Origin of the sequence: Pseudoalteromonas aurantia, assembly GCF_005886875.1 — a bacterium.
Classification (GTDB): Bacteria; Pseudomonadota; Gammaproteobacteria; order Enterobacterales; family Alteromonadaceae; genus Pseudoalteromonas; species Pseudoalteromonas aurantia_A.
In genome coordinates this window covers 59,484-72,799 of the sequence record NZ_PNBY01000036.1, presented here as the reverse complement: position 1 = coordinate 72,799, position 13,316 = coordinate 59,484, and the positions used below count along the sequence as shown (strand labels likewise).

General features: G+C 41.6%; 15 protein-coding genes. All 15 read right to left on the bottom strand.

Annotation, left to right across the window (positions count from 1 at the left end; translation table 11 throughout):
- Nucleotides 1-99: 99 nt before the first annotated feature.
- Complete coding sequence (gene flhB / locus CWC18_RS08630) at nucleotides 100-1,230, bottom strand: flagellar biosynthesis protein FlhB (RefSeq protein ID WP_138590517.1); 1,131 nt, start codon at nucleotides 1,228-1,230, stop codon at nucleotides 100-102.
- A 3-nt stretch (nucleotides 1,231-1,233) separates the two neighbouring features.
- Nucleotides 1,234-2,013: a flagellar biosynthetic protein FliR gene (gene fliR / locus CWC18_RS08625; protein WP_138590515.1), complete on the bottom strand. Its 780-nt coding sequence runs from the start codon at nucleotides 2,011-2,013 to the stop codon at nucleotides 1,234-1,236.
- Between the two features lies 1 nt (nucleotide 2,014).
- Nucleotides 2,015-2,284, bottom strand: a complete 270-nt coding sequence (fliQ, locus tag CWC18_RS08620; RefSeq protein ID WP_138590513.1) for a flagellar biosynthesis protein FliQ — start codon at nucleotides 2,282-2,284, stop codon at nucleotides 2,015-2,017.
- 1 nt (nucleotide 2,285) lies between these two features.
- Nucleotides 2,286-3,026, bottom strand: coding sequence for a flagellar type III secretion system pore protein FliP (fliP, locus tag CWC18_RS08615; RefSeq protein WP_138590511.1), 741 nt, complete (start codon nucleotides 3,024-3,026; stop codon nucleotides 2,286-2,288).
- A complete protein-coding gene (gene fliO / locus CWC18_RS08610) occupies nucleotides 3,019-3,423 on the bottom strand; it encodes a flagellar biosynthetic protein FliO (protein ID WP_249348216.1) in 405 nt (134 codons plus the stop codon). Before fliO ends, fliP begins: the two co-directional genes overlap by 8 nt.
- Nucleotides 3,420-3,818: a flagellar motor switch protein FliN gene (gene fliN, locus CWC18_RS08605; RefSeq protein WP_138590509.1), complete on the bottom strand. Its 399-nt coding sequence runs from the start codon at nucleotides 3,816-3,818 to the stop codon at nucleotides 3,420-3,422. Before fliN ends, fliO begins: the two co-directional genes overlap by 4 nt.
- A gap of 27 nt (nucleotides 3,819-3,845) precedes the next feature.
- Complete coding sequence (gene fliM / locus CWC18_RS08600) at nucleotides 3,846-4,940, bottom strand: flagellar motor switch protein FliM (protein ID WP_138590507.1); 1,095 nt, start codon at nucleotides 4,938-4,940, stop codon at nucleotides 3,846-3,848.
- A gap of 12 nt (nucleotides 4,941-4,952) precedes the next feature.
- Nucleotides 4,953-5,477 carry a flagellar basal body-associated protein FliL gene (fliL, locus tag CWC18_RS08595; protein ID WP_119861825.1) on the bottom strand — a complete coding sequence of 175 codons (525 nt, stop codon included), beginning with the start codon at nucleotides 5,475-5,477 and terminating at the stop codon, nucleotides 4,953-4,955.
- Between the two features lie 57 nt (nucleotides 5,478-5,534).
- Nucleotides 5,535-7,484 carry a flagellar hook-length control protein FliK gene (locus CWC18_RS08590; RefSeq protein WP_138590505.1) on the bottom strand — a complete coding sequence of 650 codons (1,950 nt, stop codon included), beginning with the start codon at nucleotides 7,482-7,484 and terminating at the stop codon, nucleotides 5,535-5,537.
- A 78-nt stretch (nucleotides 7,485-7,562) separates the two neighbouring features.
- Nucleotides 7,563-8,006, bottom strand: coding sequence for a flagellar export protein FliJ (gene fliJ / locus CWC18_RS08585; protein ID WP_138675091.1), 444 nt, complete (start codon nucleotides 8,004-8,006; stop codon nucleotides 7,563-7,565).
- Nucleotides 8,006-9,337, bottom strand: coding sequence for a flagellar protein export ATPase FliI (fliI, locus tag CWC18_RS08580; protein ID WP_138590501.1), 1,332 nt, complete (start codon nucleotides 9,335-9,337; stop codon nucleotides 8,006-8,008). The genes fliJ and fliI overlap by 1 nt, the downstream gene beginning before the upstream one ends.
- A gap of 21 nt (nucleotides 9,338-9,358) precedes the next feature.
- The gene (gene fliH / locus CWC18_RS08575; protein ID WP_138590499.1) at nucleotides 9,359-10,174 is read right to left on the bottom strand and encodes a flagellar assembly protein FliH; all 816 of its coding nucleotides are present in this window, start codon (nucleotides 10,172-10,174) and stop codon (nucleotides 9,359-9,361) included.
- Between the two features lie 3 nt (nucleotides 10,175-10,177).
- Nucleotides 10,178-11,218: a flagellar motor switch protein FliG gene (fliG, locus tag CWC18_RS08570; protein WP_138590497.1), complete on the bottom strand. Its 1,041-nt coding sequence runs from the start codon at nucleotides 11,216-11,218 to the stop codon at nucleotides 10,178-10,180.
- Nucleotides 11,211-12,923: a flagellar basal-body MS-ring/collar protein FliF gene (gene fliF / locus CWC18_RS08565; protein WP_138675090.1), complete on the bottom strand. Its 1,713-nt coding sequence runs from the start codon at nucleotides 12,921-12,923 to the stop codon at nucleotides 11,211-11,213. The genes fliG and fliF overlap by 8 nt, the downstream gene beginning before the upstream one ends.
- A 25-nt stretch (nucleotides 12,924-12,948) precedes the next feature.
- Nucleotides 12,949-13,281: a flagellar hook-basal body complex protein FliE gene (gene fliE / locus CWC18_RS08560; RefSeq protein WP_119861819.1), complete on the bottom strand. Its 333-nt coding sequence runs from the start codon at nucleotides 13,279-13,281 to the stop codon at nucleotides 12,949-12,951.
- Nucleotides 13,282-13,316: the final 35 nt, after the last annotated feature.

Here is a 13,316-nt window from a genome sequence, read left to right as displayed (position 1 = left end):
TGGAGACTCACAATATGGACGTTCTTAGAATAATCGTCACTTTTTGATAAATGTGCTGTTCATGGCCTCATCACATGGATCAGACACAAAGAGGTGGTTTTAGTGTTTTAATTCGTTAGGAATAGGCAAGTCATCACTCAAACCGATGGGGCGCTTGCCTCGACCTTTTTGAAAACGCTTTAATTGAAAAACATACGCTAAGACTTGTGCGACCGCAGTAAATAGTTGATCAGGTATTTGATGTCCCACTTCTGTTGTGTGATATAAAGAGCGCGTTAAAACCGGAGATTCAACAATAGGTACCTCATTACCTATGGCGACTTTTCTAATTTGCATAGCGAGTTCATCTACCCCTTTAGCAATTACGATTGGCGCACCCGCCTTTTCTGTATCGTATTTTAACGCAACTGAATAGTGTGTCGGGTTAGTCACAATCACATCAGCATCGGGGACATCTTGCATCATTCTGCGCTGCGACATCTCTCGCTGTGTCCGCCTTATACGCGCTTTTATTTGCGGATCACCTTCAGAGTTCTTATATTCATCTTTTACTTCTTGAAGCGTCATTTTAAGCTGTTTATGATGATTATAGCTTTGGTAAGGGGCGTCAATTGCAGAAATAATAATAAGCGTGCAGCTCAACGCTAAAAACATCCACGCTAAAATCTCCAACGCATGAACAATACTACTTGGTACTTGCTCAACACTAAGGTGAAGTATCTCATAAAAGAACGTGTTGATGAGAAATATGGCAAAGCCAGCTACAAGTACAAATTTCAACAGAGCCTTAATTAGTTCAATACCCGCTTGAGGCCCAAGCATTCGCTTAATTCCCTTCGCTGGTGACATTTTACTTGCTTTGGGAGCAGCCGCTTGCCAACTAAAATTAAAACCGCCTAATAACGTATTACCTATAAAAGCAGCGATAACAATTATAAAAACAAACATCGACATCGGAAAGATTAATTCAGAGAACATTTCCCCCCAAATTGAGAACATCTTTGTTGTGTCATATGTTTCGTTCCGATTGAGCGTTAATGCACGGCCCATAATGTTGTATAGACCCTTACCAATCGCAGGCCCATACATCAAAAGTGAAATAGCCGAAAAAATCAGAACAAAAGTCGTCCCTAATTCTTTCGAGCGAGCTACTTGACCTTTTTTTCGCGACTCCTCAATTTTTTTCCCTGTGGGCTCTTCTGTTTTTTCTTGACCGGAATCTTCTGCCATACACTACACCGAGCACCCAATTAAGTTACACATTAATTCAACAGTTTTCAGCCACTGAAACTCATATTGCACAATAAAATTTCCCAGAGTAGCCCATATAATTGTCAAACCCGCTACTAGAGTAAACGCAAAGCCAACGGCAAATATATTCATTTGAGGCGAAGCTCGAGTCATAATACCAAAGGAGATATTAATCACTAGCATAGCTGTTAGGGGGGCCAACGACAAAGCTAAAGCAGTCGTAAACATCCATCCGCCCCAGTTTACTATCTGCCAATAATTATCAACAACTAACCATTGGCCATTAATCGGCAATGTTTCAAAACTAAACACCACCATCTGCAACATCATCAAATGGCCATTAAATACAAAAAATAAAAAGGTCGCTAAAATAAGATAAAATTGACCAACGGCTGGCACACTCAAACCGTTTGCAGGGTCGACGACAGAGGCAAAACCAAGACCTGTTTGCATTGCTAATATTTGCCCTGCAATAATGAATGTATTAAGTAACAATAAAGATGCGAAGCCAATCGCAATACCAATGATCATTTGCTGGATCACGACAAAAATCATAGACAATGAAAATAGCTCGGTAAATTGAGCAGGTGGTAGTACTGGTACCACAGCAAAGGTAACGGTCACTGAAAGCCCAAGCTTTATCCTAGTTGGCACTGTTTGGGCTCCCAATCCTGCCATGACCATAATCATCGAGCTTATTCGTACTAGAGGTAATAAAAAATCGCTCAACCATTGGATGATAATTGCAAACGGGAACTCCATATTAACCTGCAATTTCAGGGATCATGAGTACTAAGCCTTTAAAGAAATCCATTAACTCTTGTGTTAACCAATGTCCACCAACTATCAAAGCTAATATCGTAATAATTAGTCGAGGTAAAAAGCTTAACGTCTGTTCATTGATTGACGTCGCAGCTTGAAACACTGCGACGACTAAGCCAATTGTTAACCCCGGAAGTACAATTGCCGCAACAAGTTTAATCACTAAGAATAATGCATCACTTAATATATCAACAAATACTTCAGGTTCCATATCAAGTCCCTAAACCAAAGCTACGTGCGAGGGTCCCCATCACCAGCCCCCAACCATCAACAAGGACAAAAAGCATAATTTTAAACGGAAGAGAAACAATCATAGGCGACAGCATCATCATACCCATTGCCATCAAGACACTGGCAACCACTAAATCAACTATCAAAAACGGGATAAAAAACATAAAACCAATAATAAACGCCGTTTGTAATTCACTGGTCACAAATGCAGGAATAATGACCATAAAAGGCGTGTCTTCTGGCGCATTTAGCTTGTCGTAACCGGCTATTTTTGCAAATGTTTCCAAATCTTTAATTCGAGTCTGCGACAGCATAAATGTTTTAATCGGTTCTTTTGCTACGTTTAGTGCCTCAATCGATGTCATCTTCTCATTCAAATAAGGTTGTACTGCATCATCGTTTATTTGCCCAAAAATAGGCGCCATAATAAAAAACGTTAAAAACAGAGACATACCCAATAAGATTTGATTGGAGGGAGACTGCTGAAGTCCAATAGCTTGTCGCAAAATAGCCAACACAATAATAATTCGCGTAAATGACGTCATCATAATCACAGCGGCTGGTATGAAACTCATCGCTGTCATTATTGCCAATACTTGCAATGTTACAGAGTACTCTTGAGAACCATCTGGATTTGTCGTAATACTCAAGGCATCAATACCTTCGGCTGCAACATGTGGTGAGATCATCAGCATAAGCGCAATAAAGAATAATCTAATCATCAGAAGTGTTCTTATTATTTTTATGGTTCATTGTTAAAAAGCGGCTTAGCTCTTTGGCAAAAGCTGGGGCAGTTTGTACTTCTAAGGGAGTATCTAACTGATGTAAGTAATTGATATTTTGTGGAGTTACACCTAGGAGCAATTGTTTACCGTCAATTTCTACAACAAGCAAACGCTCTTTCGTACCCAGTGGCAAACTTCTCACAACTTTAAAGTCTCTATTATTCCCAATATTTGGATTCAGCTTTTTTAAAAAAAAACCTAAACCAATGATCAACAATACAACCATAAGTAAGGACAAGGCCACTGATACGAGTTCAGAGCTTAGACCTACGGTCTGTGTGGAAGAAAGAGCCACACAGGGGAATAATAAAAGTAAGAGTAGCAGTCTGTTCATCGTAGCTTTTTAATACGTTCTACTTGACTGATCACGTCTGTTAAACGAATACCAAATTTATCATTTACCACAACGACTTCACCATGTGCAATCAAAGTGCCATTTACCAATACATCCAACGGCTCTCCCGCGACACGATCCAATTCAACCACAGATCCTTGGTTGAGCTGCAATAAATTTCTGATATTTATCTTTGAACGACCCACTTCCATAGAAATGGTAACGGGAATATCTAAAATGGTATCAAGTTTTCGAGTTTCATCAGCCGATAAACTACCGGATGCATCTGTTAGTTCATCAAGTTCAGCTACTTCAGGTTCTTCGCCTTGAGCGCTATCATCAGCTTCAGCTAACGCGGCAGCCCACTCATCCATTGTATCTTGATCATCACTCATACTATTTAAACCTTATTAAATCAATGATCACCAGTCGAGGTCTACGCCATCAGACAAGTGTAAATCTTCTTCTAACTCAGCCAGTTCTGCATCCGAGTCCAATTTTTTACCGCCTTTGGTAAATACATGTAGCTCAGATTTAACAGACTCTGGACGCTTAATTTTTTCGCTAATTTGCAAAGCAATATTGTCACGAGAGCGACCCATTTTTGCACGGTATGTTGGCAACTCTTCAACAAAAACAGTAATGTGTTCAGGCATTTCAACCGGAATAACATCACCCGTTTTTAGCTCCATAATTTGCTCTAGCGATAAGTCTACTTCAAGTAATTGAGTTGATAGCTCAACCTCAACATCCATAATTTCATCACGCAATGCTTTACTCCAGCGTAAGTCCGTATCTTCTGTATCAGATTGCACACCGGCATCTAATAATTCACGAATAGGCTCTAGCATTGAGTAAGGCAAAGAAATATGAAAATCGCCGCCACCGCCATCAAGCTCGATATGAAAAGAGCTTATAACAACGACCTCAGTGGGGCTTACAATGTTAGCCATTGCAGGGTTTACTTCTGAATCTAAATATTCGAAAGAGACATCCATTACGGGCGCCCACGCCTCTTTGTAGTCTTCAAATATAATCTTCAAGAGCATTTGAACAATACGGCGTTCTGTTGGAGTAAATTCTCGACCTTCTATTTTTGCATGATAGCGCCCATCTCCACCAAAGAAGTTGTCTACTAGAATAAAGACTAAACGCGCTTCCATGGTAATAAGACCAGTGCCTTTTAACGGACGAAAACGCACCATATTCAAACTAGTTGGTACAAATAAAGTATGGATATATTCGCCAAACTTCAGCATTTGAACACCGTTAATCGACACTTCAGCTGTTCGACGCATCATATTAAACAAGCTGATCCGCATATGGCGCGCAAAGCGTTCATTAACAATCTCAAGCGTCGGCATGCGACCACGCACAATCCGATCTTGTGATGAAAAGTCATATTGTAGAGCGTTAGAGGGCTCTCCGTCCTCACCATCGACTACTTCTTCTTCTTCAACTTCATCAACGCCATGTAATAGCGCATCAATTTCGTCTTGAGATAATAAATCACTCACCGTAAACCCTCACTACTGCATTACAAAGCCAGTAAACAAAACCCGTTCAACGACTTTGCTACCCTCGACACCTTCCATTGCCGCTTGTACTTTATCCAATGCGGTTAATCTAAGCGTTTCTTTGCCTGCGCTAGTGCTCAACTCATCTGCGGTGGTTGTAGAAAATACACTTAAAAGTGTTCCCTCAATTAAAGGAATATGCTTCTTTGCAATTTCCTCATTACCATCTCCTCTGACTAAGAGCTGTACCTTAATTTGTACAATCCTATCTCGACTTGCACCCGGTACGTTAAAAACAAATGGCCTTGGCATTGCAACGTAAAGTGCACTGCCTGTTTCAGCGGTCGCTCCACCAGAAGCTGGGGTCTCCACCATTGCCGTTTCTTCTTCCAGTGTTTCAACAGGCTCGTCCGACCCTGACATCAGAAAAAACCCAGCTACACCGCCCAAAATTACAACAACTGCTGCAATGATAATGATGAGCTTTTTCTTCCCACCACCCGCTTCTTCTATCTCTAAATCTGTTTCTTCTGCCATACCAATCCTTAAAAGTGATGCAAAATCACTAGGTTTCTATTTATATCATAGCAGCTGTTACGCATAGTAATCTATTCCTGATCCTTCATCTGATCTGCTAGTGACCAATTGTGGGCTATTTTGCGCTTCGTCATTGTGATTAGCAAGCTTTGAATGCCCTTGTTGTTGATTGTTATCACTTTGTTCCTGTTCAGCACTTGAGTTTTCTTGCTGTATATTACTTTCACCCAATTCAATGCCTTGCTCAGCTAGCATTTCTTTCAGTTTAGGCATAGATTGCTCAAGCACCTCTTTTGCTTGCTGATTTTGCACCACAAAGTTAACCTGAGCTTGTTCCGCATCACTCCTAATGCGGATCTGCATACTACCAAGCTCTGGTGGGTCTAATCGTATTTCCGCCTGCTTGTTGTTTAAGTTCAGCATCATAGATACTTTTTCTTGTAGTACTTTAGCTGCATCATTACGTGCCATGTTTATCGCTTGCTGAACCTCAGGATCTGCCATGACCTTACCCGAGAGCATACTTTGTTGATTTTGATTCACTTGCTGACTTTGCACTGAATCTAACATTTGAATTGTCGTGTTAAAGTCACTCAAGCCGGTATTACTCTGAACTTGGGTCGAATGCATTTGTGAATTAGTAGGCTGCATTACAGCTTTGAATAATTGTTCAACCTGAGTACTGACCGGCGCTTTATTCGTGGCTACATCTGATTTGTATATCAACTCATCAACTATTTGTTGGTCTTTAAGGTTTTGTTCTTGCAGTGCCTTTACTTCATAACTACGAGCAGACTCATCGCCCACTTTTACTGCGTTCAAGGGGGACTGTGCTACATCCGTTTTTTTTGCGACAGGCTTAGTCTCACCTTGGCGCTGCTCTACTGTCACTTCAGATGGCAGCTCAGCTTCGTCCTTAAGCATCGTTTTATCAAGCTTCTCATTGTCTAAGTTTTTCATCGCTTGTAATGTCAATTCAGCTTGCTTTCTGCCTTCGCTCGATAACTTACCGCTTTCAATGGCATCACGAAGTAACGATTCTAGGGCTTTTTTATCTGTGCCACTTAATTGTGGGTAGCCAAGTTCATCAGTCAGAGTCGACTCAGCCTGCTGTAACAGTGCTATGGGCTTTGTATCAGAGGAAGGTGGGGTAATACGCGCTTCTATGCCATTGAGTAGTCCCTTTTTACCAGCAGTTTGTTCATTCGGGCTGGCCTTATTTACACTCACATTATCAACATCAATTTTGTGCTCATCTTTACGATTTAACACATCAATTGTTACACCGCCTTGATGTTTAGGCTGCTCATCAATGGAACCCTTTTGGATTTGATCTTTATTTACCAAAAGCGAACCTAAATTCGTGCGTCCATCAGATTTATTTGTCATGTCTTTTATTTGGACTGCCTCGGCCCCTACACTTGCTTTTTCAGAAGCGTTAACTACTTTTGGATCAACAACACCTTGTTTACTCGCAAAGACTTCCATTATTTTCTTTTCGTCTTTGCCCGAGACAACCGTTTGCTCTTTTGCTACCAATTCACGATTCAAATTTTTAACTGCACCCGTTTCAAGGGAAGGCATGCTTTGCTGGGCTTGCCCCTGTTTCGCTTTTTCTATTGCCTGAGCGACTTGCGACAACTGAGATGTCGAAGCGGGACTTTCTTCATCGCTATGACTTTGTATAGAAGTGCTTTGTTGTTGCGCGGCATTTATCTGTGCTAAGAAGTCTGTATTATCTCCTTCATTAGCCGACATTGATTTCACTTGCTCAAATTCAACATCGCCAGAGCGTGAGGCCTCATCCGCTGAATGATTCTGACTATGTACTTCACTGTCATAGGCACCCTCATGCTTGTCTCTATGTTGACAAGCTATATGCTCTTCATATTTACTTAGCTCCTGAGCAAACTCCTCATCAGCTTCTGACGATTTTTGTTCTTCACTAATGAGCCGTTCAGAATATTCTGCGTTGAGTAAGGCCAAATCTGATTTCACATTGAGCATATAATCACCTGTACTTGGACGGCAAGAGAAGGCCGCACATTGAATAACTTATTTTATCAAAGCAATTAACACGCCAATTTAGCTCGCTTTTCGACGCATAAATTGATTTGTTGCAAATTCATCTAACATAACTTGTTCAGCTTTATTTATACGCGCTTGCTTTTCCAATGCACGCTTATTCATAAGCATTTCGATCGCTTTGGCTTTAACTTGCTGAGCAAGCCAAATTTTCTTACGCTGTTCTACAACTTGCTGTGCCGTCATCACAGTAGAAGCCTGTTGTTTTATAGCCTCTTCAATTTTTTTTATGAACGCCTGATACTGATTAAAACCACTCGTTTGTAAGCCATTCTGTGCTTTTAAGTGTAACTGCTGTGTATACTCTAACCGAAAATCATTAAGGCCTTTAAGCTTTTGCTGATTCGCTGATAGGTGCTGTTGCGCTTGCACATAATTTACTTTCAAATTTTCTTCTTTTTCACTTTCCAATTTGTAAAGTAGCGCTAATTTATCTGATGCCATTAGCCTTGCCCCAATAATTGTGCGAGCCCCTGTAAACACTCATCGTAATTTAATACATCTTTCATGCCTTGCTGTAAAAAAGCATTCACTGTTGGCATCATATTTATTGCCTGATCTAACATTTGATCACTGCCTTGCTGATAAGCCCCTAACGTGATCATGTCTTTGTTCTGCTGATACATAGAATAGACCTGTTTTAATACCCTTGCTTGTTGCATATGGCTTTCTGACACAACCTGTGGCATGACACGACTAATTGACTTCTCAATGTCTATCGCGGGGTAATGTCCACTATCAGCAAGTTCTCGTGATAGCACAATATGACCATCTAAAATAGCGCGTGCCGCGTCAGCGATAGGGTCTTGCATATCGTCACCCTCACTCAATACGGTAAAAAATGCGGTGATCGATCCTTGCCCTTCTCCCCCATTACCCGCTCTTTCAACCAACGCAGGTAATTTAGCAAAAACCGAGGGGGGATAACCCTTAGTGGCTGGTGGTTCTCCAACCGCAAGCGCAATCTCTCTTTGCGCCATGGCATAGCGAGTAACCGAGTCAAGTAATAACAATACACTTAAGCCTTGATCTCGGAAGTACTCTGCAATTGTTATCGCACTTTCACACCCCTTTAAGCGCATTAAAGGCGATGCATCTGCAGGCGCAGCGACCACCACTGAACGCTTTCGCCCTTCAGCACCTAAGATTTCATCAATAAATTCTTTTACTTCTCGACCACGCTCGCCAACCAAACCAACAACAATAACATCAGCTTCACTGCCGCGCGTCATCATTCCTAATAAAACAGATTTCCCCACACCACTACCAGCAAATAGCCCCATTCTCTGGCCTTGTCCAACGGTAATGATTGAGTTGATTGCTCTAACACCAACATCCATTGGCTCTTTTATCGGTCGTCTAGCAAGGGGATTAATTGGCTCTTGAGCAAACTTTAACGTCTCTTGTGCATCGATATTACCTAGGCCATCCAACGGTCGCCCAAGGCCATCGACTACACGACCTAAAAGACCCATTCCGACTGGTAAGCCTGTTTCATTTAATTGTGGAATAACACGCGCACCGGGCAATACACCCGAAATATGGTCATTGGGCATGAGATATAACATGTCATTATTGAAACCAATCACCTCAGCATCAACAAACCCTCTAATGGTCTCGATTTTACATTGACTGCCTACCGGGGCTATCAAGCCTTTAGCTTCTAATGTGAGCCCAACAACCCGTGTTAAGCTACCTGCAACGGGTACTGAGAATTGTGGAATGTGATTTTTATAACGTGCTATTCGTTCTGCGAAAGGACTACTTAGACTCATAAATGGATTCAATGATCATCACTAGATACCACTATTATGCAAGAATTTATCCAATATTTCTTTTATCCGTGTTTTTAACGTCATATCAATAGATGACTGTGTCGTTTTAACTTCACAGCCCCCTCTATCTAAGGTTGGTTCCGCCATTAATTGCCATTGCTGCTTTTCAAGCTCTTCTTCACCATACGCTGTTTTGACGATTTCTATATCTTCCGGATTTAAGTGAATTTTTACGGTTTGCTCGGCAATGGGTAATGCGTCCATGGCTTTTTTCAAAGCCAATAAGATGAGCTCAGGCTTAGTCGTCACCTCTTGGAAAATCACGGCCTCCGCCAATAAATTGGCGAGGTAAACGAGCTGCTTTTCACATGCCTCATCAACTTGCCTCAATGGTGCATTTAAATCATTTACCAGTTGGGATAGCACCTGTAATTTATCTTCAATGAGAGGTTTGGCATCATCTAACCCTTGTTGCTTGCCAATGTCTACGCCTTCTTTATAACCCGCTTCTTTTCCTTCACTAACGCCTTTGTCAAAGCCATCAATGTAACCTTGCTCATGGCCTTGCTTGATCCCTTCTTCATACGCATCCTGACGAATTTGCTCAAGCTCTTCCATTGTCAGTGTTGGAAATTCAGGCTCTTGTGCTTCTGGCTCTACATTCTTTTTGTCATCAGGCTTTTGAAATATGTCTTCTAGAGGCTGTCCAAAAGCCGTTGACCGACCTGCGTATTTCTTTGGATCATCAGAGACATCTGGGATTGGCCAATTTTTTAATAATTCGTCTAATGCTTCGCCTTCGATTGGTCGTCCTTTGTAGAACTTTGGATCACTCATCGTTTACAAGAACTCCTCACCGCCGCCGCCACCAAGCATGATTTCACCAGAATCGGCTAATCTTCTGGCCGTTGAGAGTACTTCTTTTTGCGCCGCTTCCACTTCGCTTATTCGCACAGGTGGCATTGCTTCTAAATCATCTACCATCATCTCAGCCGCTCGCTTCGACATATTAGCTAAAATCTTATCTTTGAGCGCATCATCTGTACCTTTAATCGCTTTCATCAATACGTCTTGCTGTACTTCACGTAATATCGCTTGGATCCCTCTATCTTCGACATCCAGTAGATTTTCAAAGACAAACATTAAATCTTGAATTTGCTGCGACATTTCTTCGTCGTGTTCTCTTATTGAATCCATTAACTGCCCTTCAACATTAGTATCTAGATAGTTCATAATATCAGCAGCGGCCTTCAACCCTCCCATTTTAGCTGCCTGAGCACCAGCTTGACCTGCAAACTGTTTCTCCATGATTTCATTAAGCTCTTGTAGTGCCGCAGGTTGTACTTCTTCCAAATTAGCTATACGCATAGTTAAGTCTAAACGCACCTTTTCAGGAAACTGAGACAATATTTCAGCTGATTGCTCAGGTTCTAAATAAGACAGTACGATGGTTTGGATTTGTGGATGCTCATTACGAATGATGTTAGCAACCTGCTTAGAATCCATCCATTTCAGTGAATCTAAGCCCTTCGCCCCAGATCCCATCACGATTTGATCGATTAAACTGGCAGCTTTATCTTCACCTAGTGCAGCGGTCAATGCTTTACGAATAAAGTCTTCGGACTGAAATCCAATTGTACTAAAGCTCTGTATTTGTTCGATAAATAGGTTATGAACTGCACTTATCTTTGACTGTGATAAGTCATCCAAAGCCGCCATCGACATACCCACTTTTTGTACTTGCTTTGGCTCAAGGTGTTTTAATATTTGAGCAGCATCCTCCTCTGTCAGGCTTAATAGTAAAATTGCTGCTTTATCGACACCATCCAACTTTTCAACATCAAAGGTTGCAGGTAATTGTTTTTGTTCTTCATCAGTCATCTTCAGTTAACCACGCTTTCACTACTTGTGAGGAGAGTTCAGGCTCATTCGCGACTAAAGCTCGTACTGCTTTAAGTAAGTCTTCGTCGCCATGTAAGTCAGGTAATTGTAATGTACCGTCCGATGAGAAACCAACTGCTGCTGCGTCAAAATCATTATTTAACATGTCAAGTGTGCTATCACCTAAGTCAACACCTGACGTCAGCGAATCCTCATCAAACTCTTCTAGTGTATCGTCTGGGTAAATCAGGCGTTTCAGCATAGGTCTCACAACTGCTAATATTAAAACAATAATGACCAGTGCCCCCATCACTAAGCGCATCGTTTTCATAAACCACTCTTGCTCCCACAAGGGCAGTTCTGCAGTTTCTAAAATATCTTCTCGTACAAATGGGACTGTAACAACTTCTAAGGCATCACCACGTTGCATATCAAAGCCAACACCACCTTGTAATAAGCGTCTGATGTTATTAATCTCTTCTTGGCTGCGCGGCGCCATAATTACGGTACCTTCTGCATTCGCTTTTGCCAAATAATCTACAGCTACTGATACACTGATCCTACGGATTACACCGGTTTGCTGGCGCTTATGACTAATAGTGGTATCTAACTCATAATTGCGCGTAGCTTCTTTGTGTGTACGACTTGGGTTTGCACCGTTTCGGGCATTACCTTGCCCGGCAACTTCCGGAATATTCGAATTTACTGGTGGTTGGTTCGTCAAAGCACCTGGGATCCCAACAGCTAACCCCCCAATATTATTTTCTTCAAATGTGGTTTCACTTCGTACTGCCGGCAGATCTGGATTGAAACGCTTTTGCGTCTCTTCAATAGAGCTAAAGTCCATGGTTAAATCAACTTGCGCAGTAAATTTGCCTAAGCCAACGACTGGGATCAAAATGCTGTCAATTTTTTCTAAGTATTCTTGTTCTCTCTTACGCTCAATGTCATATTCTTTGCGTGAACGTGCAGCTAATGAGTCTTGCGACCCTGAATTCAATAAACGTCCATTTTGGTTAGTCACAGTAACTCGAGCAGGCTCTAAACCCTGTACCGCTGAAGCAATAATATCAACAATGGCATCGACTTCTTCACCTCCGAGAGTTCTGCCACGTTTTAAAGTCAGCACCACGGTCGCCGACGGTTTTTTCTCTCGTCTTGCGAATACGTTTTCTTTAGGAATAGCTAATAATACTTTAGCCCTAGAAACATCTTGAAGCTCTTCAATCGTGCGCGCTAATTGCTGTTCACGACTATGCTTTAAGCGCTCTCTTTCAAGACGTTGACTCACACCAAAGCCCATATCTTGCATTAAGATATCAGTGCCCGAGCTTGGTGATTGGGTAAAGCCATCTCGTGCCATTTTAAGTTTAATATTTTGATAGTCATTTTCAGCAACCATGATCGTGTTGCCATCCAGCTCATATTCAACTTTTTGAGCATCTAGAAAATCAAGTGTTTGAACTAGCTCATCAGTAGGATACTGACCCAGCGGACGCATATCAGGTTGGCGAGCCCAAATGATAATGAAAATCGCGATAGCTAAACAAATAGCCAATGCGATTACAAGAGTAACCTGACGCAACATATCAACGCCATTTAACCCACTCAAATAGCCTGATTTTTGTTCTTGTTGGTCTTCAGATCCACTGTCGCCAGTCGCGCCATCGGATAAAGCCAATTCGGTTGATTGATTCGTTGCCACAGTTACTCTCCACTACCCAATATAATTAAACTGGCATACTCATGATTTCTTTATACGATTCAACAAGCTTATTGCGAACCTGCACTGTTGCTTCAAATGCCACTGAAGATTTCTGAGAAGCTATCATCACTTGTGATAATGATACACTACGATCACCCATTTCGAGCGCCGTTACTTTTGATTTTGCATCTTTTTGCAAGCCACTTACAGTATTAATTGCATCTGATAATAAATCACCAAATTGCGCTGACGACGTTGCAGCAGTTTGCGTTGGTACAATGGTGTCGGGTTTATTGCGAGTCGCCTCAACCGCGAGTGACTGCATTTCTTGATATAAAGCGTTAGGTTGAATGTTCATAATGCTGATCCTGTAAATTTGTTACATAGAGATAA